The organism is Gimesia benthica, from assembly GCF_009720525.1.
GTDB classification, from domain to species: domain Bacteria; phylum Planctomycetota; class Planctomycetia; order Planctomycetales; family Planctomycetaceae; genus Gimesia; species Gimesia benthica.
On the sequence record NZ_CP043930.1, the window covers coordinates 172,864 to 197,776 of the forward strand.

At 56.2% G+C, this 24,913-nt stretch carries 27 protein-coding genes; 11 read left to right on the forward strand and 16 right to left on the reverse strand.

Translation table 11 applies throughout. From position 1 onward, the window contains the following. Window positions 1–45 precede the first annotated feature (45 nt). Genes F1728_RS00800 through F1728_RS00810 form a run of 3 tightly spaced genes read left to right on the forward strand, consistent with a single transcriptional unit; the run spans window position 46 to window position 4,435 of the window. Window positions 46–1,590 carry a sodium:solute symporter gene (locus F1728_RS00800; protein WP_155362485.1) on the forward strand — a complete coding sequence of 515 codons (1,545 nt, stop codon included), beginning with the start codon at window positions 46–48 and terminating at the stop codon, window positions 1,588–1,590. Continuing rightward, window positions 1,587–3,191, forward strand: a complete 1,605-nt coding sequence (locus F1728_RS00805) for an FAD-dependent oxidoreductase (protein ID WP_155362486.1) — start codon at window positions 1,587–1,589, stop codon at window positions 3,189–3,191. The genes F1728_RS00800 and F1728_RS00805 overlap by 4 nt, the downstream gene beginning before the upstream one ends. Then, window positions 3,188–4,435, forward strand: a complete 1,248-nt coding sequence (locus F1728_RS00810; RefSeq protein WP_155362487.1) for an exo-alpha-sialidase — start codon at window positions 3,188–3,190, stop codon at window positions 4,433–4,435. The genes F1728_RS00805 and F1728_RS00810 overlap by 4 nt, the downstream gene beginning before the upstream one ends. Window positions 4,436–4,466: 31 nt before the next feature. Here F1728_RS00810 and F1728_RS00815 read toward each other — a convergent pair whose 3' ends face one another. The 11 genes from F1728_RS00815 to F1728_RS00855 form a co-directional block, all read right to left on the reverse strand. Beyond that, on the reverse strand, window positions 4,467–6,437 hold the full coding sequence (locus F1728_RS00815) for an FAD-dependent oxidoreductase (RefSeq protein WP_155362488.1): 1,971 nt from the start codon (window positions 6,435–6,437) through the stop codon (window positions 4,467–4,469). 140 nt (window positions 6,438–6,577) lie between these two features. Next, window positions 6,578–6,814: a hypothetical protein gene (locus F1728_RS00820; protein ID WP_155362489.1), complete on the reverse strand. Its 237-nt coding sequence runs from the start codon at window positions 6,812–6,814 to the stop codon at window positions 6,578–6,580. 39 nt (window positions 6,815–6,853) lie between these two features. After that, window positions 6,854–7,204, reverse strand: a complete 351-nt coding sequence (locus F1728_RS00825) for a DUF6122 family protein (RefSeq protein WP_155362490.1) — start codon at window positions 7,202–7,204, stop codon at window positions 6,854–6,856. Window positions 7,205–7,233: 29 nt separating this feature from the next. Next, window positions 7,234–7,482, reverse strand: a complete 249-nt coding sequence (locus tag F1728_RS00830) for a histidine kinase (protein WP_155362491.1) — start codon at window positions 7,480–7,482, stop codon at window positions 7,234–7,236. A gap of 127 nt (window positions 7,483–7,609) precedes the next feature. After that, window positions 7,610–8,152 carry a GNAT family N-acetyltransferase gene (locus tag F1728_RS00835; protein ID WP_155362492.1) on the reverse strand — a complete coding sequence of 181 codons (543 nt, stop codon included), beginning with the start codon at window positions 8,150–8,152 and terminating at the stop codon, window positions 7,610–7,612. After that, window positions 8,118–8,498 carry a pyruvate kinase gene (locus tag F1728_RS32025; RefSeq protein WP_261344495.1) on the reverse strand — a complete coding sequence of 127 codons (381 nt, stop codon included), beginning with the start codon at window positions 8,496–8,498 and terminating at the stop codon, window positions 8,118–8,120. Before F1728_RS32025 ends, F1728_RS00835 begins: the two co-directional genes overlap by 35 nt. Then, window positions 8,495–9,253: a pyruvate kinase gene (locus tag F1728_RS32030; RefSeq protein WP_261344496.1), complete on the reverse strand. Its 759-nt coding sequence runs from the start codon at window positions 9,251–9,253 to the stop codon at window positions 8,495–8,497. The genes F1728_RS32025 and F1728_RS32030 overlap by 4 nt, the downstream gene beginning before the upstream one ends. Then, window positions 9,241–10,047, reverse strand: coding sequence for a pyruvate kinase (locus tag F1728_RS31435; RefSeq protein WP_228030442.1), 807 nt, complete (start codon window positions 10,045–10,047; stop codon window positions 9,241–9,243). The genes F1728_RS32030 and F1728_RS31435 overlap by 13 nt, the downstream gene beginning before the upstream one ends. 288 nt (window positions 10,048–10,335) lie before the next feature. Continuing rightward, window positions 10,336–10,869, reverse strand: a complete 534-nt coding sequence (locus F1728_RS00845) for a hypothetical protein (RefSeq protein WP_155362493.1) — start codon at window positions 10,867–10,869, stop codon at window positions 10,336–10,338. A gap of 253 nt (window positions 10,870–11,122) precedes the next feature. Beyond that, complete coding sequence (locus tag F1728_RS31160; protein ID WP_194242625.1) at window positions 11,123–12,214, reverse strand: hypothetical protein; 1,092 nt, start codon at window positions 12,212–12,214, stop codon at window positions 11,123–11,125. Between the two features lie 664 nt (window positions 12,215–12,878). Further along, the gene (locus F1728_RS00855) at window positions 12,879–13,364 is read right to left on the reverse strand and encodes a hypothetical protein (RefSeq protein WP_155362494.1); all 486 of its coding nucleotides are present in this window, start codon (window positions 13,362–13,364) and stop codon (window positions 12,879–12,881) included. Window positions 13,365–13,905: 541 nt separating this feature from the next. Between F1728_RS00855 and F1728_RS00860 the strand changes: the two genes are divergently transcribed. After that, entirely contained in the window at window positions 13,906–14,391 is a 486-nt protein-coding gene (locus tag F1728_RS00860) for a T6SS immunity protein Tdi1 domain-containing protein (RefSeq protein ID WP_145440129.1), read from the forward strand. 32 nt (window positions 14,392–14,423) lie between these two features. Here F1728_RS00860 and F1728_RS00865 read toward each other — a convergent pair whose 3' ends face one another. The 3 genes from F1728_RS00865 to F1728_RS00875 all read right to left on the reverse strand — a co-directional run bounded on the left by F1728_RS00865 (window position 14,424) and on the right by F1728_RS00875 (window position 16,714). Next, on the reverse strand, window positions 14,424–15,236 hold the full coding sequence (locus F1728_RS00865) for a phosphatidylinositol-specific phospholipase C/glycerophosphodiester phosphodiesterase family protein (RefSeq protein WP_155362495.1): 813 nt from the start codon (window positions 15,234–15,236) through the stop codon (window positions 14,424–14,426). A gap of 108 nt (window positions 15,237–15,344) precedes the next feature. Beyond that, the gene (locus F1728_RS00870; RefSeq protein ID WP_155362496.1) at window positions 15,345–15,827 is read right to left on the reverse strand and encodes a S1 RNA-binding domain-containing protein; all 483 of its coding nucleotides are present in this window, start codon (window positions 15,825–15,827) and stop codon (window positions 15,345–15,347) included. 137 nt (window positions 15,828–15,964) lie between these two features. Continuing rightward, window positions 15,965–16,714, reverse strand: coding sequence for a hypothetical protein (locus F1728_RS00875; protein WP_155362497.1), 750 nt, complete (start codon window positions 16,712–16,714; stop codon window positions 15,965–15,967). 268 nt (window positions 16,715–16,982) lie between these two features. Between F1728_RS00875 and F1728_RS00880 the strand changes: the two genes are divergently transcribed. Genes F1728_RS00880 through F1728_RS00900 form a run of 5 tightly spaced genes read left to right on the forward strand, consistent with a single transcriptional unit; the run spans window position 16,983 to window position 22,621 of the window. Beyond that, window positions 16,983–17,933 (forward strand): prenyltransferase/squalene oxidase repeat-containing protein, encoded by a 951-nt coding sequence (locus F1728_RS00880; RefSeq protein ID WP_155362498.1) that lies wholly within the window; start codon window positions 16,983–16,985, stop codon window positions 17,931–17,933. A 36-nt stretch (window positions 17,934–17,969) separates the two neighbouring features. After that, window positions 17,970–19,616, forward strand: coding sequence for a glycosyltransferase family 39 protein (locus F1728_RS00885; protein WP_194242626.1), 1,647 nt, complete (start codon window positions 17,970–17,972; stop codon window positions 19,614–19,616). Window positions 19,617–19,647: 31 nt separating this feature from the next. Continuing rightward, window positions 19,648–20,871, forward strand: a complete 1,224-nt coding sequence (locus F1728_RS00890; protein ID WP_194242627.1) for a nucleotide sugar dehydrogenase — start codon at window positions 19,648–19,650, stop codon at window positions 20,869–20,871. Next, the gene (locus F1728_RS00895) at window positions 20,868–21,890 is read left to right on the forward strand and encodes an NAD-dependent epimerase/dehydratase family protein (protein WP_155362501.1); all 1,023 of its coding nucleotides are present in this window, start codon (window positions 20,868–20,870) and stop codon (window positions 21,888–21,890) included. Before F1728_RS00890 ends, F1728_RS00895 begins: the two co-directional genes overlap by 4 nt. After that, entirely contained in the window at window positions 21,890–22,621 is a 732-nt protein-coding gene (locus F1728_RS00900) for a glycosyltransferase (RefSeq protein ID WP_155362502.1), read from the forward strand. Before F1728_RS00895 ends, F1728_RS00900 begins: the two co-directional genes overlap by 1 nt. Window positions 22,622–22,635: 14 nt before the next feature. Here the strand turns inward: F1728_RS00900 and F1728_RS00905 are convergent, their stop codons facing one another. Continuing rightward, on the reverse strand, window positions 22,636–23,109 hold the full coding sequence (locus F1728_RS00905) for a hypothetical protein (protein ID WP_155362503.1): 474 nt from the start codon (window positions 23,107–23,109) through the stop codon (window positions 22,636–22,638). A 161-nt stretch (window positions 23,110–23,270) separates the two neighbouring features. Here F1728_RS00905 and F1728_RS00910 point away from each other — a divergent pair, with 161 nt between their 5' ends. Continuing rightward, window positions 23,271–23,867 carry a hypothetical protein gene (locus tag F1728_RS00910; RefSeq protein ID WP_155362504.1) on the forward strand — a complete coding sequence of 199 codons (597 nt, stop codon included), beginning with the start codon at window positions 23,271–23,273 and terminating at the stop codon, window positions 23,865–23,867. A 27-nt stretch (window positions 23,868–23,894) separates the two neighbouring features. Here F1728_RS00910 and F1728_RS00915 read toward each other — a convergent pair whose 3' ends face one another. After that, the gene (locus F1728_RS00915; RefSeq protein ID WP_155362505.1) at window positions 23,895–24,125 is read right to left on the reverse strand and encodes a hypothetical protein; all 231 of its coding nucleotides are present in this window, start codon (window positions 24,123–24,125) and stop codon (window positions 23,895–23,897) included. Window positions 24,126–24,297: 172 nt separating this feature from the next. On the opposite strand from F1728_RS00915, the gene F1728_RS00920 reads away from it, so the two are divergent. After that, window positions 24,298–24,801, forward strand: coding sequence for a DUF4184 family protein (locus F1728_RS00920; RefSeq protein ID WP_155362506.1), 504 nt, complete (start codon window positions 24,298–24,300; stop codon window positions 24,799–24,801). The last annotated feature ends 112 nt before the right edge of the window (window positions 24,802–24,913 follow it).

Below are 24,913 nucleotides of genomic sequence, written 5' to 3' on the forward strand. Positions count from 1 at the left end.
TTCTCCTATTCCGCAGCGGCACCGTCAACAGTAGGATGGCCGATTATGTTATCAGTGCTCCTCGCCAATTCGGTTCACTTTCGCCCGCTCGACCTGGCAGCGATCCTTGTCTATCTCACGATCATGGCGGGAATGGGACTCTGGTTTTCCCGCCGCAACCAGTCGACCGAACACTACTTCCTCGGCGATCGGAATTTCCCCGGTTGGGCCATCGGCCTCTCAATGCTGGGCACCTCCATCAGCTCGGTTACGTTCCTCGCCTTCCCGGCGGCCGCCTTCGCCCTCGACTGGCGACAGCTGATCTCCAACCTCACCTTACCCTTCGTCGCGGTACTGGCCATCATCGTCTTCATCCCTTTTTTTCGTCGGGGGAATACCACCAGTGCTTTCGAATACCTGGGCGACCGTTACGGCACCGTACCCCGTCTGTACGGCACCCTCAGTTTTATTCTGCTGCAACTGATCCGCCTCGGAAAAGTCCTCTTCCTGGTTTCGATTCCGGTCAGCCTGCTCACAGGCTGGGATATTCGTCTTGTGATTGTAGGCGTGGGCATCTTCATCTCTTTCTACACCATCGCCGGCGGAATCGAAGCCGTCATCTGGACCGACGTCATTCAGACCATCGTCCTCTGGCTGGGAGGCATCCTCTGTTTCACAATCATCGTCACGCGTCTGCCCGGCGGACTCTCCCAGGTTTTCGAAGTCGGTTCTGCCCAGGGTAAGTTCGGCATCGGCTCCTTTGACTTCAACCTGACCGAACGCACCTTCTGGACCGTCTCCCTGCTGGGCCTGCTCAACTGGCTGACGATTTACTCCAGCGACCAGAACGTTGTCCAGCGGTTCATCGCCGCCCGCAGCCTCCGCGAAGCCCGCAAGGCGACTACCCTCTATTCCGTCCTCGCCGTGTTGACCTGGTCCTTCTTCTTCCTGGTCGGCACCTGCGTCTTCGTCTTCTACCGCGTCTTCCCGGAATCCGCAGTCGCCAACCTCCAGGCCGATGAAGTCTTTCCCTGGTTCATCCTCACCCAGGTCCCCGCGGGTCTGGCCGGGCTCGTCATTTCAGGAGTCCTCGCGGCTGCCATGTCCAGCCTCGACTCCTCGATCAACTCCATCGCCACCGTCACCACGGTCGACCTGCTCAAACCCTGGCTCGCCCCGGGCAGGGACGACCGCTTCTACCTGCGGTTCGCCCGCCTGATCGCCGTTTTGGCCTCAGCTGCCATGATCGGCGGCGCCGTCTTCTTCAGTTCCGTCGAAAAGGAAAGCATGAACGACCTCAGCTGGATCATCGCCTCCGTCTTTGGCGGCTGTCTGCTCGGCCTGTTCATGCTCGGCTTTTTCACCCGCCGCGTTGATAACACCGCCGCCGTCATCGGACTGGCCGGGGCGATCCTGGTCAACCTCTATCTCGGCCTGAGCACCGGCGGCTGGCTGCCCGTAGCCTGGTCCATTCAAATTCACACCTACTGGGTCGGCCTGTTCGTCAATCTGGCCTTCATTTCACTGGCCCTGCTGATCAGCCTCTTCCGCAGCCCCAACCCCCGTGATCTCACCGGCCTGACCGTCTGGACGCAGGAGCAACAGCCATGAGCAGCACTCTGCAGACCGACATCGCCATCCTCGGGGGCACACCCGGCGGGATCGCCGTGGCCATCGTTGCTGCCCGCCTCGGACGCAGCGTCCTCTTGATCGAACCCCAGGCCCATCTCGGCGGCATGTCCACCAGCGGCCTGGGCAAAAGCGACGTCGAACGCCGCCATCTGATCGGCGGCCTGTTTCAGGAATTCACACAGCGGATCCACCAGTACTACCTCGATCGCTACGCCCCCGATTCAGAGGACATCGCTCTCTGCCAGGACGGCTATTACTTCGAACCCTCGGTCGCCGAAACCGTCTTCCACGACATGCTCCAGGCACAGCCGCAGATCACCATCCTCACCAGTCACACCCTGAACTCTGCGACCACCAGAGAAAACCGACTGAAGGCAATCGACATTCTCAGCCCTAAGCAACAACGCATCACCGTTCAGGCGCAGGTCTTCCTCGACGCCACCTATGACGGCGATCTCCTGGCTGCTGCGGGCGCCGACTTCCGACTGGGACGCGAAGCCCGCGACGAATTCGACGAACCCCACGCCGGCCAGATCTACTTCGACTACCAGCGGCAACAGTTCCTCCCCGGCAGCACCGGGGCGGGCGACGACCGACTCCCCGCCTACACGTACCGTCTCTGCCTGACCACCGATCCCGCGAACGCGGCTCCCTTAACAGAGCCGCCTCCCGACTATGACCGCCGCCACTACCTCGGCTACTTTGACGACTTGGCCGCCGGTCGTCTGGCCGGTCCGCTGCAGCTCAAACCGGGTCGGGGCTACGAACCGGCGCACTTTAACACTCTGGTCCGCGCCCTCAGTGTCACGCCGCTCCCCAATCACAAAACCGACGTCAACATCAACCCGCGTCCCCTCGGCTTCCCTTTTCCGGAACTGAACCGCGGCTATATCACCGGAGACGCCGCCACCCGCGCCGCTATCTCCACCCGCATCCGCAATCGCACACTCGGTCTGCTCTGGTTCCTGCAAAACGACACACAGATCCCAACGCAACATCGCCAGATCGCCCGACAATACCATCTCCCGCAGGACGAATTCACCGACAACCGGCATTTCCCCTGGCAGCTCTACATCCGCGAGGGTCGTCGCCTCCAGGGAGAATTCACCCTCACGGAACGGCACATCACCCATCAGCCGGAGCAGGGGATCTACCAGGCAGAAATCGAAACCTTCGCCGACACCATTGCCATCGGCGAATTCCCCATCGACAGCTTCCCCTGCCAGCCCAGACAACCGGGCGACACCATCGTCCTCGAAGGCTATCTCGGCATGCTGGATCAGATTACCCGCCCCTACGAGATCCCCTATCGGATCATGGTGCCGCAAACCATCGACGGACTCCTCGTCCCGGTCGCCGCCTCGACAACGCACGTCGCCTTTTCTTCGATTAGAATGGAACCGACCTGGATGGCCCTCGGGCAGGCCGCCGGCGTCGCCGCGCACCTGGCAATTCAGCAACAGTGTGCCCCCCGCAACATTTCGATTCACGAACTGCAACAGCAACTGGCCAGCGAAGGTCAGATCCTCAAACATCAACCTGAAATCAACCACGCTTCCACCAGGGAACCCCAGTCATGAAACAGCTGATTTATACGCTCACTCTTCTGGCATCGACCACCGCGGCCCTCGTTCCTACCGTCGCAGCAGAGAAACCAGACTCGCCGATTACCGTCCTGAACCTCCCCGGTTCCGGCACCGATCCCGCGGCCATCGATTACCAAAGTCTCCCGGTCCTCAAAGGCGAACATGCCATCATCAACCCAGCGGCCCTGGGCCCTTACCCGCGAAAATCAGACAAGATCGATCTCCACGACCTGCGACTGAACCTGCACAACTACCTCATCTATCATGACGGCAAGTTCTGGTGCATCTGGAGCGACGGCCCCCGCATCGAAGACGAACCGACCCAGGAAATCAAATACGCCACCAGCGTCGATGGTCTCCACTGGAGCCCGGCAAAATCGGTCACGGGCACTCCCGAAAAGCCCCACGCCTTCATCGCCCGCGGACTCTGGCTCCGCGATGGTCAACTGCTGGCATTAGCAGCGAAATACCAGGGACACGGCGCGTTCGGCCCTCCGGATAAAAAACACCTGGAACTGGTTGCCTACCGGTGGGAACCAAAGCAGGATAAGTGGGTCTTTGAAGGCAAGCTCTACGACAACGCCATCAACAACTTCCCCCCGCAGAAGCTCCCCTCCGACAACTGGATTCTCACCCGCCGCGATTCGCGGTTCAATGTCAGCGTACTGATCGGCGGCGTCAAAGCCCTCAACGACTGGCAGTCCTTTCCCGTCGTGGGCGTCAAACAGGTCTCCGGCTTCCGTCCAGACGAACCGATCTTCTGGGTCCTGCCCGATAACAGTCTGTATGCACTCTTCCGCGATAACGGCAAATCGCAGCGGCTCTTCTTCTCGACTTCCCAAGACGAAGGCCGCACCTGGGATACCCCGGTCCTCTCCAACTTCCCCAACGCCAAAAGCAAACTGTTTTCGCTGGCCACCAGCCACGGTTACCGTGTACTCGTCCTCAACGCGAATCCCCAGGTCAACCGCCGCGAACTCCACCTCGCAGTCAGCCCCGATAACAGAACTTTCACCCGTCTGGCGATGCTGGAGATCCCCTCTCCAGCCGAACTCCCCCCAGCGGTTGCCTCGCTGAAGAAGAAATTCAGCGAGGGCATCGCCAGTCTGCAATACCCGCACGTCATCGAGCACGACGGTTCCCTCTACATCGCCTTCTCGCGCAACAAACTGCAGACCGAAGTCTTCCGCGTAAAACTCGCCGACATCGATGCTCTGCTGAAATCAGACCACAACTAGACGGAACGCGTTCCGCAGGCCTCTAGTGAAATCACTTCAGGCCTGCGGTTTTGATCCGTTTCTGCCAGTCCGGGTGCTTGGCTTTATACTTTTGAAACGCCTCATATTCGCCGGCGACGATCTGTCCGTCGCTGTTCGTATCGATGATCTCGAACAGCCACTCATAGGGAGATTTCTTTTCATTCCATTCAGACTGGGAGACCGTCCCGTTGTCATCCGCATCACACTCCCGGAGCAGCCCCCGCATCGTATAGCGGCCCCCTGATTTTCCCATCCCCGAATCGGGTTGATCCGTCGCGGGATCCCACACCAGTTTCTGCCCGGCCCGCTCCAGGGCCCGTCGATAGGCTTTCGCATCGATGTCCTGCACGGCACAGTTTTCCGCCAGGGCCTGGCAGGCCGCGATCCCCGCCGACTCACCGCAGATCATAAACACCGGCTCCATTCGTGCCGAAGCGTATCCCAAGTGCGTCGCTGAAAAACAGACCGGCACCAGCAGATTTGTGCATTCGTCCTGCTGAGGTGTGATCGCCCGATAGGCAATCGGGTAGGGTTGATTCGTCGGTCCCCGGGAACCGCCGACAAACATCTTGCCCTCCAGGCCGACCAGGGTCTGTCCCTCCTGCTGTAACCAGATCCGCCGAACCGGGTACACGTCGATCCCGTACTGCGCCAGGCAGATCGGGTCCTCGATCTCTGTCTTGTTATACACATCGTGTGCCGTCACCGTATAACGCCCCGCCAGGCGGCGCGACACGCGCACATACAACTGATGCGGCCAGCCGGCCGTCTCGGGATGAGGGCGCCTATCCAGTCCAAGTTCAGCCACTTCCTGTCGATAAAAGTCAGGCACGCGGTCATCGGTACTCATGAAATGATGCAGCCCGCTCAAATAGTCTCGGTGTGCCTGCCAGATCTTCACGTGCGCGGCGACAGCACCGTCGGCATAAAACCGGCTGATACCCACCGGCGACATCGAAATCAGCGAACTCCGCTGATAGTTCCACTCGCCCGAGTTCTTCCAGCCCGGAAAGATCCCGATCAGCCGCTGCCGCAGGTTCTTCTCGCGGGGATGCTGCTGCTTCAGATACTCCACATACCGGCCCACCAGTTCGAAGTCTTCAGCCCGGTAATCCTCGGGCACACCAAACGGAGCCCGGTGTGCGGGATCGCTGGTCGTGTAATACCGAAAGTTGTACGCCTGCGTATAATCGTCCGCCGCCCCCAGCGGCTTCCCATGATCTTTTTCCACCCCGCGTAACGGGCCACTCTTCGGATCGCCAGGCGTCTTAAACGGATCCACGGAAGTCAACCCCACCGGAGGCTGCACACCGGCGAATTCCTCGCCAAACTCCTCCGACGATTCCCGCCCCACGCGATAGGACACGCCCGCTTTCGCCAGCAGATCCCCTTCGTAACTGGCATCAATAAAGATCCTCGCCGCGACGCGCAATGCTTCGCGGGCTGCGGGTTCCACAACCGGCGTCCCCAGTTCGTCAAAGGGAGCCCGATCGAACAGAGCCGCCTGAATCGCTGTTTTTTCTCCCGCCTGAGGCGTACAACCGGCAATGCGATGATCGAAGATCACCCTGATCTTGTGCGCCGCGAGCAGTTTCTGAAAGTCTTCGCGAATCGTCTTCGGACTGATCTCCGCCAGCACCCGGCGGTTCTCAGTTCGATCTTCGGTCCAGTTCGGCTGCCCCAGGCTTTTCAACAACCCCCGTGTCATCCCCCCGGTCGCCGCATAGTTGGGACAGTCCTGCATCGGCTTAAGCCCCGACCCCAGAATGCCCCCCACCCAGCGGCTCGGCTCCACAATCACCGCCGACCGCCCCGCACGCTGCACCGCGACCGCCGCCAGGATCCCCGACGGAGTCGCCCCGTAAATGCAGACATCCGCCTCCACGGTTTCAGGCTGTGCCACAGCAGTACTCGTTCCGGAAAAGGCGACCAGACATAGGATCGCCAGAAAAGACCATTGACGCAGGCAGGATAATATCATGATGGCAGACCAGGTTTGCAGGATCAGTTTTCAGCAGGAGTAAACAATCCTTATGGTTTACCGCCGGAGGCCAGACGAAGCAACACCATGCTTAACGTTCTTGAGAAATCGAACCGGGGTCAATCCTCATCTCCCTCTGCCTACTGGAGGTCCTCTTCATCCAGTGCCTCCCATAAAGCCTCATGCAATAACTCAGCATTCCGGACCTCTTTGCTCCAGGCAGGGGACTGATGCAGTCGCTGCTTGGCTTCCGCCAGCGTAAGGCCCCGACCGGCGCGTAGGGCCTTTATCGCTTCGATCGGTCCCGCACCGGCGCGATGCAGCTTCTCGAGAGCCACTTCCGTCGAAGAACTCTCACGCGCAATTTGCTCATACATGGTCTGCCTTCCACAATACGAAGCTGGAACTTTACCCACTCAACAAAACAGACAATGCCCGCCCAATAGACAATCGATCCCATCCGTCGCCAGATGCCACAGACAGCCTACCGCCACCGCGCGCCAGTGCCAGGAAGGAATACAGAGTAGCGCCGCATACACGGCCGCCGCCCACCAGGTATGCAGTGGATGAAACCCCAGGCTGCAGCGATGAGGATCAAAAATCGGATCGGCCAGCAGGTGATCGACGTCAATCAGCATCGTCGCCAGCATAATCAGCCCCGCCTGCACCCAGTGTTCCTTCCAGAACAGGCGCGCTATCAGAAAGGGAACCAGCAGGTGACACGCATAATGAATCAGATGCCGCACGACATCCGGAACAGCTTCCATGGAGTGGTGATTCCTTCGACCAGATCTTGCTACTTCGCCTCATACCCGGGCAGAAACTTCACCACGAATACGCCTTTGCCCTGTTCTTCGTGGCTCCAGGCCATGATCTCGGTCATGCATTCCATCAGCCGGTCGTAGTCGCCGACCGCATACGTTGACGTGGAGCCCGGGGTCACGCGGAGACCGGAATAGGTCTGCAGTTTCGCGATGAATTCCTTGATAAGCGGTTTGTATTCTTCCTGCAGGGGATAGAAACTGATTTCGGCAGTGCTGATCATGATGGGGCAGTCCTTTGATAATGAAGCGTCAACGAGGGCCGTTCCTGGGAGAACAGTCTTCTCAAATCGTACCAGACTCAAGGTGACTGTCAACAAACGGATCGAGCCACGACGAGTAACACAGACGCTAACCGATCCAGTATTCCCGACGGTTGAGTACCTGCGAAGATTCCACCTCCCCTGTAACGCGTCCCAGCACACCAGAACAGAGTTCCTGTACCATCCACGCTTCCGCGTATTCTGCCGGCAGAGGATGCGGTGCCTGCAAACCTCGCACGCCCGCCGGTTCAAAACCAAACCGTGAATAAAAAGCAGGGTCCCCCAGTACAAATACCAGTTCGACTCCCGTATCGCGCAACTGGGACAGACCGACTTCGATCAGCTGTCGCCCCACCCCCTGTTTCCGGGCAGAGGGAAGCACCGCCAGGGGTGCCAGAATCCGCGCGGTGACAGACTCGGTACCGTGAACAACCACGTTCGTAAACAGCACATGTCCCAACACATTTCCTGTCTCTTCAGCCAGGAGCGAGAGCAGCGGCGCTGCCGTCGGATCGGGGAACAGTTCATCCAGCAGCGCGACAATGATGGGGCCTTCTTCAGACCCGAATGTCTCGCGGTGGACCGCTTTGACCGTCTCAAGATCCGTTGCCGTCGTTGCCCTGATGTCCATCCTGGTCCTGTTTTCCTGAAGAGTGCGTCGCTAATCGGAGTTCACGGAGCATCGAACGTTTTTTGGTCTGATGCGCCTGCATCCGTCTTAAAATATCATCCAGCGTCTTGACCGCATGTAATACATGGGGTCCCTTGTTGAGCATCACGCATTCCGCCCGGTGCCCCATCGCGGCATCGGTGATTTCCGCGCGAGAGGGCATGCCTTCTTTGGCCAGCGTCTCCAGCACCTGTGTCGCCCAGATTACCGGAACGTGGGCGGCTTCACAGATCCAGAGAATCTCTTCCTGCACTTCCGCCATCCGTTCGAAACCGCACTCGACTGCCAGATCGCCGCGGGCAATCATAACGCCACAACAGGGGAACGCATCGCCGTCAACAGCATATCCGGCAGATTTTCAAAACCAAGCCGGGTTTCAATCTTCAGGACGATCGCCGGCTGCCGTCCGTCCAGCCGCTGCAGTTCGGCCTGCAACTGTTCGACATCACTCGCCCGATTGGCAAACGAGAGTTCCACCACATCCGCATGCTGCGCGACGAACGACAAGTCTTCCAGATCCTGTTGCGTCAGAGCGGGGAGACTGAGTTGACTCTCCGGCAGATTGATCCCTTTATCGGCCCTGAGCTTCGCCCCCTGCAGACGGGTCTGTGTGATCCGGACCTGCACCTGATCCGGTGCGACTTTTTCCACAACGCCGCCAATTTTACCATCATCAAACCAGATCGACTCACCTGACTGCACATCATTAAAGACACTGGGAATGGAACAGCCAATCCGGGCCGGCGTCAGAACCTGTCCGCCGCTATCCCGCACCTCGGGACGTCCCGGCGTCTGATCCCGGGTGACGATCAACTGATCTCCCGGATGCAGCAGCAGACAGTTTTCGCGGGGCGATACCGCGACGATTTCTGTCGCTCTCAGTTTCTTACCTTTATGACTCCGTAAGCGTAATGTCGTTCCGGGCACAATGTAAGTTGTCTTGTTCGCTTCGAGCCAGCAACCCTGATCCAGGCAATCGACCACGCGGAAACTCCGTCGCGAGTGGCGGGCATCGATCAGCCTGATTTTATCGCCCACTTCCAGGCGTTTCAGCCAGGACAACTCGACCGGCAGACAGGCATCCGCGGGGCAGGGGAGGTCGCTGGTTGCTCAGCCGGGTAGAGCCAGATGCGTGCGGGAGCGATCACCCGACCATACTCATCGCGGCGGGGACGCACCTTGACCACAGCAGCGCCCGGCTCAAGCGGACCGGTCCGCAGTTTAGGGCCTCCCAGGTCCATCACGACCCGGCACCGCTTTCCCAATGCATGCTCAGCCCGGCGGAGATGCGCAATCATCCGCGACCAGGCTTCCACATCATCGTGCGCGCAGTTAATCCGCATGCACTCCATGTCCTGTTGCAACAGGTGATAGATCAACTCGTAATCATTGGCGGCCTCGCTGGGCATCGTCACCATAATCCGCACGCCGCGTCCCGGGGCAGCAGGCCCTAACAGAGATTCTGCATGCGCCGCCAGCAGTCGTTCCCCTGTGTTGAAATCAATTAATGATTCGGTGGAGTCTGTGACATCTGTGGTCTTAGCAAGCAGTCTCTGCAGCATTTCCAGAACGGCATCGATGGTCGCCATGACATGCGATTCCGCCCGTCCCAGGGAAGAGAGTCCCAGAGCCGCCAGTCGTATCTGTAAAGGTCGCAGATCGCGGCGTCTGAGTGCCAGGTAGTACAACAGGTTCCGCGCACTCTCGCGATGTTGCACGTGAATCTGATCCAGCAGAGGCTGCGAGCAGACGACCTCTGACACCAGTCTGTCTCGCACGACAACCAGTTCCTCAAAGACCTGTTGATACTCCTGATGACCGGAAAGGAAATCGGAGTCACCTTGCTCTGCCGACAAATGACAACCTCGTGAAAAACCGTTGAGATCTCTGATTCAGAAACAACGACTAGGTCGCTGATATTACTCTGAACGATGAACACAGAATCGCAACGGATAGCAACAGGCAGTACGCCTGATTTCACTAAATCTTAACAGGACTGAACAGCGCGAGTCAGCCGCTCAACCCTCTACGATCATAGATCGCCAGGTAAAGCTGTCAACAGAATCTCGCACCGCGCAAAAGAAAAGGCAGATCAACACACCACAGTGGTTAATCTGCCTGGAACAGCCTTTATGTCAATGGGATCAATAAGCGTATTCGGGAATGTATTGATCGTAATAGCCGGTGCCAATCGGTCCGTTGTATCCCCAGTCGCTGTTGGCAGGAATAAACTGATCGAAGTAAGCGGTACCGATCGGACCGTCATACCCCCAGCTGCCATTGGCGGGGATGAACTGATCATAATACGCTTTCCCGATGGGACGGACGGCTCCCCAGCGGGCGTACTCGGGGATGAATTGATCAAAATAGGGCCCCAGCGGATTTCCCCCCGGCCGTGGCAACGGCGGTACTGTGTAGAAGGTCGGATCAGCCACTTTCCAGGCTCCGTCCTTATGGACCAGCCATTTGCCCTCTTCAGTCTGATACATCCAGTGGCCGTTCATGTATTGATAGCGAGCCCGGGTCGCGTCATCCAGATTCAGATGGGCTGTTCCCTCTGCCACAATCGGATCGAGTTTGACGTCAGAATCTGCAGTCACTTTCTGTGCGGACAGGAGCAGAGGACTGACTCCCAACGCCACAGTTACGGTCAATACTTTCAAACAAAGGTTTTTCATTTGAATTTCGTCCTTTTGTTTCTGGAACAAATTAAGTCCACCTGCCCGACCAGTTCACCACAAACAACACACATCGCCGGAACACCCCAGGCTACCCGAAGCAACACAGAAACTCGACTGTGAAATCATTATTTTCCCATCCGCGCACGAAAAAAGGCAGATCAGCTTCAGGGCTCGGCTGATCTGCCTTGAACATACTCCTTCATGGAATGATCAAACTAAGTTGACCAGATTCCTCCTTGTCGAATTAAGACTAGTCGGCAACTTCGGCACCGATTCCGGCACCAATGGCAGCTCCGGTTCGACCACCAAGTGAACCACCGATTGCGGCACCACGGCGGCGGTCAGACCAGCCACGGTATCCGGTTCCATGACGACCATTGTTCCAACCCTGGTTCCAACCACGATTGTTGTAACCACGGCCATAGTATCCGTCACCATAGTAGCCACCGTTGTAGTAACCGCGACCATTATAGAATCGACGTCCACGGTTGTTGTAATAGGGGCTTCCATAGTTACCACTATAGTACGAACCATTGTCGTAGTAGTAACCATTGTCGGATGAGTTGTCGTAATAGTAAGCACCTGAATCTACATCAACCTGGGCATTCCCGTCACTGTCGTTCTGAAACGTCTGTGGCGGTGCCATCTGCTGACGTGGGTTCCGGTAGGTCATGGGATCAAATGATTCCCAGCTTCCGTTATTGTCGAACAACCACTGACCGTTTTCGGTCTGATACCACCAGTGACCGTTGTGGTAACGGTACCGGGCACGGGTTGCTTCGTCGATATCGAGATGAGCAGTCCCTTCTCGAACCATGGGATCAATGTCTCCATTGACCTGTCCCTGCACGCTTCCTTCAGCATCCATATTGGGGCGGTTTGTCCGGCGACGCATAGGACCGTCGGCTTTCATCTTCCCCTGGATCCGGGCATCAGCATCGTTCTGCAGATTGACTCCATCATTCAGATCGGCGTCAGTCTTATTCTGCAGGTTTGCTTTCCCTAGCAGGTCAGCTTCACCAGGCGTCTGAACGTTCGCCTTGCCCTTCAGATTCGCATCTGATCCAGTCTCCAATTTAGGACGCGCCTGATCCAGCGCCTTACCGGGTGTCTTCGTTTTTGGCGGAGTAGGTGCGGCATCTCGGTTGGGCGTCTGCACGGCGCCTTTCGCACCGGCATCAGCACCAGCGGCAGCTTTGCTACCGGCTCCCTGAACAGCCTTGCCGGCTGCTTTGACCCCTGCGTCGAGTTGTGCACCTGTCTCTAACTGTGCGGACAGAAGCAGAGGACTGATCCCCAGCGCTGTCGCTGCTGTCAATACTCTTAAACTCAGGCCTTTCATTTGAAATCCTTCCTTTCAATTATTGTTATTAGTGGTATTTCCTGGCCACGCTTTTCGACAATCGCAACCGGCATACCAACTTGAGAAAAAGACCTGAAATCACCTTAAAAGCGACAGAATGTCGGAGTTTTGCCTCTCACAGACAGATCAGCAGCATTGAGCGGCGAACGATGAGCGGTCATGCCGGTCTGAAAACCGCCAGACTATTGTCCGTTGTAAGACCAGCCACCCGTTGATCTTGTCTGAACTCTGAACAACGAACCAGTAAGAGAGCGCAGGTGTCGGTTCCTCATTCGCAGATCAGATCCTCGCTGCGGCTCCCGGAGCAACGGTCAGTCTCCCCAGCCACACGTCCTGGATCCTTGCACTCCACTTCGCAGAAATGCACGGCAGACAGGATGAACTGACCATTGAGTTCATCCGCAGGGACACAGATTGAATCTCCTGTCAGAATCAGCGCAGCAAAAAAGGCAGATCAGCAACAAGCTGCTGGTCTGCCTTAAACACACTCCTGATTGTTATGACCGTCCGAAGTTCCTGATGAACGTTTCATCTGAGCTAGTCACTTCGTGCAGTCAGCAGCTCCTGAACTCCGTCAGCTGACCTGATTCCTGGCCTCGCGGCGCTATAGGCCCTATCAGGTCAGAGCCGGACAGGATTAAACTCAGTGAGCACTCCAGCCACGATAACCGGTTCCCCAGTGACCAAACTGTGCCCCACCAAAATGGTGGTGACTGAATGGCTTGTGGGCACCAGCCGATGTGTACTGGGTTCCATAGTAGTAATTACCACTCCCCGTGGTCTGGGCGTTACCCGAATTGTCGTTCTGAGTCGTTTGCGCAGTTGCAGATGGGGACTGAGAAGTGTAAGTCATGGGAGAAAACTCGACCCATTGACCATTCTGTTCCACCAGCCAGCCATTCTGGGCTGTCTTAAACCACCAGTGACCGTCATGGTAGCGATACCGGGCCCGGGTTGCATCGTCCAGATTCAGATGCGCGGTTCCCGCACGAACGACCGGATCAATCTGCATCTGATCGCCCGAATTCGGTTGTGCATCGGGAGGAGTTTGGACCTGGGCTGACAACAGCAGAGGACAGAGCCCCAACGCTGCAGTCACAGTCAACACTTTTAAACTAAGGCCTTTCATTTGAGCACCTTCCTTTCAAGTGGATGAAAAATGAATATTCCTGGCCGCGTTACTACTCATGAAAAGCAAACCCCATACCGCGTTTTAAAATGCAGGAATTCCCCTGAGTTCCTGCATAGGTATTTTTCCTATCCACCAGTCTCCTGACAAAACCTGACTCTCACACCTTAAACATGACCGAAGTAAATCAAATCAATATGGTTGCGATCTTTTTACCAGATTGCATACCAGAGCGAGTCTCACGTTAAGAACCTGTATGGATTCGTAGCTGATGTTACATTTTTTCTCTCTGCAATCGTAAAACTAAGGGGATTTTGACCAGACAACCATCTGCAAATTTTTGCTCTCCTCTGCAATTCTCTGCCCGGGACACTCTGGATTGTAAGAGAAGATTTGCACAAGGGCTGGCAATATCACCGGTTGGAAACAGACCATAATCTTCCGTTGATTTGTCACCACTCCCGGATTCTGCTAGATTCTCAGCCACAGAATTCAAGACATCCCATCACCATTCACATTCATTACCCAACACGAGGTTACCGTGGCACTCACATTAAATGATTTGACAATTAATCTGGAACAGGTCGACTGCAAGGTCCTCCTCGACGACTGGACCTGGGCCATGCCCGAATCGATGCAGGCCGTTCTGGTCACTGCCATGGGGGACGTCTTCGCGCAGGGGGAATCGGGGGCCATCTACTTTGCCGATATGGTCGAAGGCAAAATCACCCCGGTCGCCGAAGACAGCAGCGAATTTGAAACACTGCTCCAGGATCCCGATTTCGTCACCGACCTGTTCTTTCCCGCCCGTGTACTGGAACTTCGCGAAGCCGGCGTCAGCCTGGAACCGGGCCAGGTCTACGGCCACCAGACGCCTCTCGTCCTTAGTGGCGAAGATGAACTCGATAACATCGAACCGATCGACGTCGCGGTGCACATCAGCGTCCACGGCCAGATCCACGAACAGGTCAAAGACCTCCCCCCGGGCACCGTGATTACCGATATCGAGTTTGAAGAGGAAGCCTGACCCGGAACTGAGACGGGGCACATCAACAGACTCTAATCAGCCTGCCTCTTGAGAAATACACTCAGCCGTCCCAGTTGATCGGTATTAATATGATCCACGTCCGCGGCCACCAGTTCCCGCCAGACGGCTTCTGACTCCGGCGTTGCCCAGAACCGCACCCGCCGCCCCGCGGCATGCGACTGCTTCACAATTGAACGCAGTTTGGTGCGTTCCGCCTCAGACATCGTGCCTTTTCCCCGATATTTGAAATGGGACGTCCAGCGGTCGCTGATCAATGGCATCAGTTCTGCCGGCTGCTTCGAGTCCAGATCACTCAACCGCCCGTCAATCCCCATATACCGCGGGTTGGCGGCGGCGATCAGTTTCTTCGGCCGGTCTCCTGAAATTACAATCTGCACCGCCCCCGGAATCGATCTCCCGTCTTCAACCCTGCAAAGCAGCTGGGCATAGTCTTCCAGTTGCTGACGTAATACCGGATAAACCGCCGCCCCATCCGTTTTGATATCCACCAGCAGAGTGAAGGGGGGCGTTTTCTCCTGACTGGAAAAAGTGTGTTTTTGAAAATACGCCTGCAACGGATCCAGGTAAAGTTTCCGCAGCGTCCGTTCCGGCGTTACATCAGGCCGATCGTGGGCCACCAGCAGCTCACCATCCACCAGGTAAATGTCCGCTTCCACAGACCAGAACCCATGCTCCAGCGCATCGTGCAATGGTCGGGCATGTTCATAATCATTATGAGCATGCGCCTGAAACAGAGGCGCCTGTGCTTTCTCCTCTGCCTTCAATGATGTGAAGCTACAACTGATGACCAGCAACACAACGATAAACAAGCGGCTGAAACCCATTGACGCAAACCTTTGAAGAACCAGACTGATAAGGGAGTCAAGAGCTTAATGGTCACGCATCCGGGGTTCCAGTCGCACGCGCGGTGCTTCACCGTTTCTTAACAGGCTTTATGGTTCAGCAGACAGTAGAGAGATACGCACTGCATGTTGCCGCCGATTGACTGCGTTCACGATGACGGAACAACGCTCACCTGGTGTGAGTGAAATATTTTGCGAGCATAACATCGCATATGCCCCTGGCATCAGTTCAACCAGATAGCCAGGCCGCCCATCGCATCGATCTGCCTGATCGACACGACGGATCACTTTTGACGAAAAGACTGTTCCCACTTCGAACTGATTGGACTCCCAGGGGTCCGCATACATTCCTTTAATCGTACCAGCAATCCGACCGCCTGCCGCATCAACATGAATGATCTCAACCTGTAACAGGTCTCCCACAGATGCAAACTGCTCACACGAATTAAAAGAAGCGATCCAGGAGATTTCCGGGATGAGCACCTGGATCTCCTGCCTGTCATACATACAAAACATACCGAATACGCGCACAGCCTGGACCTCAACAGTCACGATATCCCCTGAAACCAGCATCGACCTACGCTCCCTCCTTATGGAAATGCCCCCAAACTATCATGCCGTCTAATTAAAAACCTACAGGGTATTCTCAAGATGTTAGCAATTCCGATTCAGAGACTCTTACCAACCCCATGCTCAATTCAATGAGTGATTCATTTTCCGAACCAGGCCGACGCGGAATCCATTATTTCCAGCGTATCATAGAACCACTCTTCCGCGACCAGCGGCATCTTATTGCTATAACCATTGAGGTGGCGATTCAAATCCAGGCGAAAATCTAGACAGCGGCGTTTCAGCTGGAGATTACTTTTAGGAGGTTCGCCTCCCTGACATGCAAGCTCCTCCGAAATTAATCGCATTTTTGCATCCGCTGATTCGATATACTTCATTAACACCAATGCATGTGTCAACGACAACAGCTCCATCTGTTCAAAAGCAATACCAGACAGAGGCTCAGCGGAATCGAGTTCGACTACGTTCTGTCCAATCGGCTGCTGCAAGTCGTCAATTACCAGTCCACGGTGCAGATTGAGATAATCACACAACCGTCGCTCCAGAGAACTAGCAACTGCTCCTGTCATGTATACAGGAATCGTGCCATCCGGATAGTCACTCAGATATTGAACCAGCGCATCCATCTGTAACAGTCCCAGGTCGTCGATCAAAGTTTGCCTGGAGTCAGAATTCATCCCACTGAACGGCCCCCATAAATCGACCAGATCAGACTCATATTCTGACACCACCGCCACGAAGTATGCGATCCGTAACAGAAAGCAGGTCTCAGGTTTCAATTCGCCTTTGAGTCGAGTTCGCACATAAGGAGACACAATACCAGCCAGGGCAGGGATCTGGTTTTGCCACCAGATCAATAAATCATGGGGGCTAACTTCCTCTGCCTGCATTAGAGTCCCTCTCTTAGATGTGAAAACAAGTACTTCCGGCTACTTCGATCATACTACAATCTGTTTTGTACATTACAATGATCACTCTACACTCTCGCAACCTAGTGAAGCGGGTGTTAGAGACTCCGATTTCCTTTTTTAAGATTTCATTTGTCCTACATGAGAAAATACCTGATGAATTTGAGCTACTCTGTTAAAATAGAATTTGAATAGCTTATTCCTCACATTCGTCTCTGAAAATGATTTCACCTAATTCAAGGCGCTCACCATGTTCCTCTTCAGCTCACTCATCCTCGCTCTGACCGGTGCAGTCGCAGACGCCCAGCCCACCACCGCCGAAGTTCGGTCCACCGTAGAGCGCAGCATCCCTTACATTGAAAAGCAGGGGCTGTGGTGGATTGAGGAAAAGAAATGTGCTTCCTGCCACCGCGTGGGAACCATGCTCTGGAGTCTGCAGAATGCGAAGCAGCATGGCTTCACCGTCAGCGACCGTCTGCAGGAATGGACCGACTGGGCCAATGACAAGGCACTGTCCAAAAATGACAAAGGCCAGATTGCAGGAACGACTAATAAAGAAGGCGTGGTCCAGCAATTGTTCGCGTTTACTCCGGCCAACTCAGATCCGGAAACCCGCAAAAAACTGATCGGTCTGCTCCGCGTCGATCAGAAGCCCGACGGTTCCTGGAAAGCAGGCGGGCAACTTCCCTTTCAGAAGCGAGCCAAACCGGAAACCGACGCCGTCAGTACCATGTGGCTCACGCTCGGTTTGCTGACCGCCGCCGATAATCCCCAAAATCAAAAGACCATCCAGCAGGCCCAGACTTTTATCGACAAGAGCACTCCGGGCAAAAGTACCGAGTGGTACGTCATGAAACTCCTGCTCGCGACCAGCCAGAATCAAAACCAGCAGCGCGACCAGATGATCCAGCAGTTGCAGAGCCTGCAACACGAAGATGGTGGCTGGGGCTGGCTCACCAGTGATCCCAGCGATGCCCTCGGCACCGGCATGGCGTTGTTCGCCCTCCGTAAAGCAGGCGTTAATTTACAGGCCGAACCAGTCCGCCGGGCGGAACGGTTTCTGATCTCGACTCAGAAAAAAGATGGCTCCTGGCCGGTCAAGGGCACCAAAGCCAAGAAGAAAGATCGCATCGAAGAGACTGCCGTCTACTGGGGGACCACCTGGGCGGTGCTGGGTCTTCTCGAATGCCTGCCGCAGTAAGCGATCGCCGATTCACATCGTTGCTTCGGAATCTGCTTGATCCCGACTGAAAAACCGTATATCGTCGGTAACAACTGTGAAACGACATCCGCGCGTCCCGTCACCGAAAGCCTGCTGCCGACCTTGTCCGAACCCGAATCGAATCAGACCACCTCTCGCTCCAGTCACTGGTGTCGCTGGGCCCTCGCCGGGATTGTCATCCTCTTTCTGATCTGGCGGGTCCCCCTCGTACTCCGCGAGGCAGGGGGGCAGGATGAAGAATGGTTCGCCATTCCCGGCTGGACGATTCTCGAGACAGGCATACCCCACGTCCCGTATGCCCCGCAACGACAGACCGGCAGTGCCTTCTATCAGGCTGACGAAGCGCTCTTCGCACTTCCGCCACTTTACTTTTATGTCTCCGCACCGCTGTACGCCGTCCTGCCTCCGACTTACAGCACGACGCGGCTCGTCTCCATCACGGCTGGGGTCGGAATCCTGATTCTGATGTACCTGCTCGCCATTCGTATATTCAAAGACCCGCTCGCTGGACTGATCGCCGCGGGTCTCTTCAGCCTCTCCCGGCTCCTTTATTTCCCGGCTGTTATCTCCCGTCCCGACATGCTCTGCTGCCTCTGGGGACTGCTGGCAATCCTGATGATGTACCGCTGGCATGCCAGCGCACGACGCTACCGCGACCTGGGCCTCGTCGGCCTCCTGCTGGGACTGGGCATGCTCACGCATCCCTTTGCGCTGGTCTACTGCATTCAGCTCGGCTGCTGGGCACTGCTCGTCAACGGGACCTGGCAACAACGCCTGTTGCGGGGCACCGTGATCACCGGTTGCGCCCTGGCGGTCTTCGCCTTATGGCTCCCTCTGATTCTGGCTTACCCCGAACCCTTCCGCTATCAGTTTTTCACCAACGTGCTTGACCGCTCCGGTCCGGGACTCGTCTCCCGTCTTCTGTTTCCCTGGCCTTACTTCGCCACGCAGTTTCAGTTGCTCCGCGAACACGCGGGCACGATTCAGCTCTCACTCATGGCCGCAGGATTAGTCATCGGCACTCTCCTGGCCTGGCGCTCCCGGGACCATCGTCAGCGCATCCTGCTGCTGCTTACCTGGTCCTCTATTTACCTGCTCATTGCCTGCCAGGGACACCACCCGACCAAAGGCTACTGGTCGTATCCCGGCTTGCTCCTGTTCCTCTGCCTGGGCTGGGGGCTGAGCCGCCTCGCTACGCTACTCTGGAACCGCAGTGTCGTCTGGCGTCTTCCGGTACTAATCGGTGCAGCCTGTCTTGTGCTGGCAATGCTTCCCGGCTCAGGAATCCGCACATGGCGCGCTCACATTGCGAACTGGTCGAATGTGAATTACAATGCACCTCGATTTATCAGTCGGATCATTCAGGAGTTACCTGCAGACGCCCGTTATACGGTCGATCGCGCCTATGTCTTCAACTTTGCAGCCGCGGGACGTCAGACGCTCCTCGGGGACAACCGCGAATTCGCCTTTGATGCACGTCCTTTTCCCTACGATTACCTAATTGTCAGCCATGACATGCAGGACAGGGGGTTAAGTAAAGAGTTCAAAGGGCGTCTCGTGGGAACCTGGGGAGATCCGGATGATCCCTTCAGCTGTTTTGTCGAAGTTTATGTGCCGGAAGACAGCCCGGTACAGAGCCTCGATCAGACCAGTCAGAAATGACAACCATCATCACCAGCACAGGAGTCACCGGTTGAACGCACATGAGGGACAGACAGAGACGACACAGGTGCAACATCCTCTCCGCGTGGCCATCATCGGGGGAGGCGGTCATGTGGGACTCCCTTTCGGCCTGGCCTTGTGTGACTGCGGACACACGGTGACGCTCGTCGATCTCAACGAGGCGCAGCTCGATACGATCCGCTCTGGCCAGATGCCGTTCCAGGAAATCAACGCTGACCAGCTTCTGCCCCGAGTTCTCGAATCCGGTCGCCTGCATTGTTCCACGAGCTTCACGGCGCTTTCCGAACAGGATGTGATCATCGTCACCATCGGCACCCCGGTTGATGAATATCTCGACCCCAGTCTCAGAGCCTTCGATCAGGTGATGGAAGATGTCTTCCAGCACTGCCGCCCCGGTCAGTTATTGATCATTCGCAGTACGGTCTTCCCCGGAGTCACCCAGCGTCTGGGGCGACTCGTCGCCGAACGTGACCTGCAGATCGAGGTCTCTTATTGCCCCGAACGGATTGCCCAGGGCCGGGCACTGCTGGAACTGACACAACTCCCCCAGTTAGTCAGCGGCTGTTCCCCACAGGCAGCACAGCGGGCGGCCCGCTTCTTCTCCGATTTCGGTCAGGAAGTGATCGAGCTTTCCCCCGTCGAAGCCGAACTGGGTAAGCTGTTTACCAATTCCTATCGCTACATTAACTTCGCGATCTCGAATCAGTTCTACATGCTGGCCCAGCGTTACGAGGCCGACTTCGACCTCATCTATCATGCGATCACCTACAAATACCCCCGCATGAACGGCTTTGCCCGCGCCGGATTTGCCGGCGGCCCCTGTCTGCTCAAGGACACCATGCAGCTGGCTTCCTTCAATCACAACCTGCTCACCCTCGGTCAGACCGCGATGGCGGTCAACGAGGGACTCCCCGGCTTCATTGTGGAACGACTCAAGAAAAATCACGACCTGACCGGCTTGACGGTCGGGATTCTGGGAATGGGCTTCAAGGGGAATTGCGATGACCCGCGGAGTTCTTTATCTTACAAACTCAGAAAAGTGCTGACGCTGGAATGCCGGCGGGTGCTTTGTACCGATCCCTTCATCGACAGTTCCGATTTTGTTTCGCTCGAAACCATTCAGCAGGAGTCAGACATTCTGATCCTCGGGGCCTGTCACGACGAGTATCGCAGTTTACAGACCACCAAACCCCTGATTGACGTATTTGGATTTACAACAAGGCAGGAGCCATGAAAGTTCTGATTACCGGCGCCGCCGGGTTTATAGGCAGCTATGTCGTCGGAGAACTGCTGGAGGCCGGCTACGATGTCGTCGGGCTGGACAATTTCTCCAAGTACGGCGAATTGAGTCCCGCTCACCAGGGACATCCCCGCTACGAATTCCTGCAGGCCGATGCCAAAGACATCGACCTGCTCAGTCGGCTGCTCAAGGGCTGCGATCACTTCATCGCCGGCGCCGCGATGATCGGCGGTATTTCCTACTTCCATAAATTCGCCTACGACCTGCTCGCAGAAAATGAACGCATCACAGCGGCCGCTTTCGACGCGGCTCTCGCCGCCCATCGCGAAGGACAACTACAGAAAATCACCGTCATTTCCTCGTCGATGGTTTTTGAATGTGCGCAGCAGTTTCCCAGTCAGGAAGGGGACCAGCGCACCTGCCCGCCTCCCGAATCGACCTACGGCTTTCAGAAACTCGCCGTGGAGTATTATGCCCAGGGAGCACATCAGCAATACGGTCTGCCTTACACAATTGCCCGCCCCTTTAACTGCGTCGGCATCGGTGAACGCCGGGCTGTCACCGATGAAGATGTCAAATCGGGCGATATTGAACTTGCTCTCAGCCATGTCGTCCCCGACCTCGTCCAGAAAATCATGAAAGGGCAGGACCCGCTGCAGATTCTCGGCGACGGCTCTCAGGTCCGTCACTACACCTACGGCGGAGACCTTGCCCGGGGTATTCGGCTCTGTGTCGAACATCCCCAGGCCCTCAACGAAGACTTCAACCTCTCCACCCCCCAGGCGACGACGGTCCTCGAACTGGCCGAGACGATCTGGCAGAAAATTCATGGGCCCGATAAACCTTTCCGCTATCAAAGCGAACAGCCATTCCCGCACGATGTGCAGTATCGCTCTCCCGCAGTCGAAAAGGCAAAAGACATGCTCGGCTTCACCGCCGACACCACTCTGGATCAGATGCTGGACGAGGTCATCCCCTGGATCAAAGAACAGATTGCACGCGGAACCATCTGATGGAGCAGGCAGCCACTCCTCTCTCGGTCATCGTCCCTGTCTACAACGAGGACGAAAACTTCCCCCGCCTGATCGATGCCATCGACCAGCGGCTGCCGCAACCTTTCCGCGTGCTGGTTGTCTACGACTTTGACGAAGACACCACGGTTCCCGTGGCCCGCGAACTGGCGACCACGCGTCCCTATCTCTCACTGGTCAAAAACGAACTGGGCAGGGGACCCGCGAATGCCATCCGGGCCGGCTTCCAGGCAGCAGACAACGGACCGGCCCTGGTCATCATGGCCGACCTCTCCGACGACCTCAACGATGTCGCACCCATGCTCGAGCTTTATCATTCTGGATGCCGGATCGTCTGCGCCTCACGTTATATGCAGGGAGGCAGGCAACTCGGCGGTCCGCTGCTCAAACGCACGCTCAGCCGCCTGGCGGGACTCTCACTCTATTACCTGGTCGGCTTCCCCACCCACGACGCGACCAATAATTTCCGCCTGTATGACGCCGCCCTGGTCAATGAACTGCAGATCGAAAGCGAGCAGGGCTTCGAAATCGCCCTGGAGTTGACCGCCAAGGCCTTTGTCCGCGGCGAACAGATCGGCGAGATTCCCACCACCTGGAAAGACCGCGACGCCGGCGAGTCCCGCTTTCAGCTCTTCCGCTGGCTCCCCAAATACTTCCGCTGGTATCGCTACGCCCTCTTCGGCCGCTGGTTCGGCAGGAAAAAACAGCGCTGATTGAAACTTACTTTTTAATCAATGCCCTGCCAGGTAAATTCCACGTGCCCGGTATCCTTGTTATAAATCAGCTCTTCCCGTTCGTGCACGAAGTATTCTGAAAACTCGCGATGATAACGTTCCAGAAATCCCATATCTTCCTGCCGCTGGAGACCACGTTTCAGAATCCGCTGCACCGTCTCACGGCTCCCATTAAACGACAGCCGGATCTGTCCCGCATCCCCCAGGATCCATGTAGAAGACTTCAACTCGCAGACATCAGCTGGTGGGGCAAAGCCAAGCTGCCGTTCAAAGACGGCGGCTGGACGTGATAACCCGTATTGCCAGATTCCCAGGGCACTGCAGTAAATCACAAACGCCCCCAGCAGCCACCGCCACTTTCGATTGACACGCAATAGAGATAACGCCCCCATCAAAATCAGCGCAATGATTGCAAATCCGATCGTGAATAAAATCAACAGAAAGATGATGTTTGCGAATACAGCCATCCCGTCATGATAAAAGAGCAGGGGAGACTGTCAATTGCTGTTCGCTGCAGCGGATCTTTCGACATCTGCTCTATTTCGACCTGTCGATATTCTCCCGGCCTGCTGTGTAGCGTAAAATAAGTCCCAGCGCGAATTTTCCTCTCTGCAGATCAAGCGAACTCATGAACGAAACAGCCCCCGTAACGACCAAATCTCCCAAAAGTAATCTCAGAATTTATGTAATCATCCTGCTCATTATTCTGGGAGTCGCCGGCTGTGTGCAGTTGAGCCATTATTATGTCAGTCTGCCGGAAATCGATCGGCTGGGAGCTTCCGGCCATATGAAACAAGAGGCAGAGCGGGCAGTCCGGTTAGCGCAAGACGTATTTCAGGTCGACCTGGATTACTCACCCGAATCCGTTGAGCAAGTAGAACAGATTCTGGCCAAATCGCGGGAACACTATCTTCAGGATCCAAACGCGGACCGCTCGATCACGCCGTCTGCGCGGAGCTATCTCTGGGGAGCCTATCTTGGCGAGGTGATTAAAACAGTCAAGCCGAGTGAATGGAAATACGATCCCGAAACAGAAGCCGTCACACTCCAACTCACTGAGGAGGCCGGACAGCCTGTAATCAATCCCATGCGCTGGTGTTATCAGCGCATTGCCAGAGGCGAGCCGGAAGATAATGTGTGGTGCAACTTCCTGCTGGTCACGGTCGAGCCCGACCCCAGCCAGTTGCGTAACACGCCTCCGCAGCAGGGGGTACCAGGCCAATAGCCTGTCTGTTGCAAGGCGCCGATTCAATCAATGTTCAGAGGGCTCTCGATTTGACTGCGCCTTCAACGCAGGCCACTCAGCGAAGGCGATAAAGAACAACAGGACGACATTCAACATCGGAACCAGAATCAACAGGCTGATCCAGCCCGGAAAGCCGGCATTGCTGCAAATCATCCAGAAAGGAACCACTCCCAGCACTGCCATCGAACAGACAATCAACAGCTCAAAAAAACCAGGCATAAATGCAGCGACGCACATGGGATACCTCCGTTGGGCACAGTCATACATCCGCCATCATAGTCCGTGCAAACCGGCATTCAAGAACTATTTCCAGCCAGCATCCCCCAGACACGTCCAAACAGCGATAGACAGATTCGCGCTCATCCGACTATGATTCCGGCCAGTAAATTTTCAGCACGGAGGTTCTCTCATTCCACTAACCCCGTTTCATTTCAGTCCCGGCCTGCTCACCAAAGCCTGTGGTCCCCGTTCATTCTGGCTGACCTCCTTCATGGCGGCCAACGTGCTGATTGATGTGGAAGTGCTCTACTATATGAGCCGCAATGAACTGCCGCTCCACCGCAGTCTGCATACCTACCTGGGAGGCAGCGCTGCAGGTCTCGTGGCCGGTCTGCTGATGTGGGGACTCATACTGTTCCTGGCCCGACTCATGCCCCCAACCTCACGCTGGAAACAGCGACTCGCGCAAACTTCCCAGACACGGCTGCTTTTACAGTCCCTCCTCGCTGGCTTGATCGGCGGAGTCTCTCATGTCTTCCTCGACAGCCTGATGCACGCCGACATGCATCCCTTCTGGCCACTCGCTACCGGCAACGTGCTCGCAGGTTCGATCAGTGTCGCGGCGCTGCATCTCGGCCTGGGACTGCTCGGCCTGTTCTCGATTTTTCTCTGGTTATTCCTGCGAGATCCGTAGTCTTAATTTGCACTGCACATTCATCTGAACAGGCTCTTCAAAAACCGTATTCTCAGCCGCCTTGCTGATCGATTGGCAGCCATTTCTCTGACGTCCCTGTCAAACCGCTGCA

Excerpts from the sequence above, each read along its gene's own strand:
- F1728_RS00825 (WP_155362490.1), bottom strand. The coding sequence starts at position 7,204 with ATGGAAGCTGTTCCGGATGTCGTGCGGCATCTGATTCATTATGCGTGT.
- F1728_RS00865 (WP_155362495.1), bottom strand. The coding sequence starts at position 15,236 with ATGGGTTTCAGCCGCTTGTTTATCGTTGTGTTGCTGGTCATCAGTTGT.
- F1728_RS00870 (WP_155362496.1), bottom strand. The coding sequence starts at position 15,827 with ATGCTGGTTTCAGGGGATATCGTGACTGTTGAGGTCCAGGCTGTGCGC.
- F1728_RS00830 (WP_155362491.1), bottom strand. The coding sequence starts at position 7,482 with ATGATCAGCACTGCCGAAATCAGTTTCTATCCCCTGCAGGAAGAATAC.
- F1728_RS00905 (WP_155362503.1), bottom strand. The coding sequence starts at position 23,109 with ATGGCTGTATTCGCAAACATCATCTTTCTGTTGATTTTATTCACGATC.
- F1728_RS00880 (WP_155362498.1), top strand. The coding sequence starts at position 16,983 with ATGTTCCTCTTCAGCTCACTCATCCTCGCTCTGACCGGTGCAGTCGCA.
- F1728_RS00820 (WP_155362489.1), bottom strand. The coding sequence starts at position 6,814 with ATGTATGAGCAAATTGCGCGTGAGAGTTCTTCGACGGAAGTGGCTCTC.
- F1728_RS31160 (WP_194242625.1), bottom strand. The coding sequence starts at position 12,214 with ATGAAAGGCCTGAGTTTAAGAGTATTGACAGCAGCGACAGCGCTGGGG.
- F1728_RS00845 (WP_155362493.1), bottom strand. The coding sequence starts at position 10,869 with ATGAAAAACCTTTGTTTGAAAGTATTGACCGTAACTGTGGCGTTGGGA.
- F1728_RS32025 (WP_261344495.1), bottom strand. The coding sequence starts at position 8,498 with ATGATTGCCCGCGGCGATCTGGCAGTCGAGTGCGGTTTCGAACGGATG.
- F1728_RS00855 (WP_155362494.1), bottom strand. The coding sequence starts at position 13,364 with ATGAAAGGCCTTAGTTTAAAAGTGTTGACTGTGACTGCAGCGTTGGGG.
- F1728_RS00810 (WP_155362487.1), top strand. The coding sequence starts at position 3,188 with ATGAAACAGCTGATTTATACGCTCACTCTTCTGGCATCGACCACCGCG.
- F1728_RS00835 (WP_155362492.1), bottom strand. The coding sequence starts at position 8,152 with ATGGACATCAGGGCAACGACGGCAACGGATCTTGAGACGGTCAAAGCG.
- F1728_RS00910 (WP_155362504.1), top strand. The coding sequence starts at position 23,271 with ATGAACGAAACAGCCCCCGTAACGACCAAATCTCCCAAAAGTAATCTC.
- F1728_RS00805 (WP_155362486.1), top strand. The coding sequence starts at position 1,587 with ATGAGCAGCACTCTGCAGACCGACATCGCCATCCTCGGGGGCACACCC.
- F1728_RS00800 (WP_155362485.1), top strand. The coding sequence starts at position 46 with ATGTTATCAGTGCTCCTCGCCAATTCGGTTCACTTTCGCCCGCTCGAC.
- F1728_RS00815 (WP_155362488.1), bottom strand. The coding sequence starts at position 6,437 with ATGATATTATCCTGCCTGCGTCAATGGTCTTTTCTGGCGATCCTATGT.
- F1728_RS00915 (WP_155362505.1), bottom strand. The coding sequence starts at position 24,125 with ATGTGCGTCGCTGCATTTATGCCTGGTTTTTTTGAGCTGTTGATTGTC.
- F1728_RS00900 (WP_155362502.1), top strand. The coding sequence starts at position 21,890 with ATGGAGCAGGCAGCCACTCCTCTCTCGGTCATCGTCCCTGTCTACAAC.
- F1728_RS00875 (WP_155362497.1), bottom strand. The coding sequence starts at position 16,714 with ATGCAGGCAGAGGAAGTTAGCCCCCATGATTTATTGATCTGGTGGCAA.
- F1728_RS00895 (WP_155362501.1), top strand. The coding sequence starts at position 20,868 with ATGAAAGTTCTGATTACCGGCGCCGCCGGGTTTATAGGCAGCTATGTC.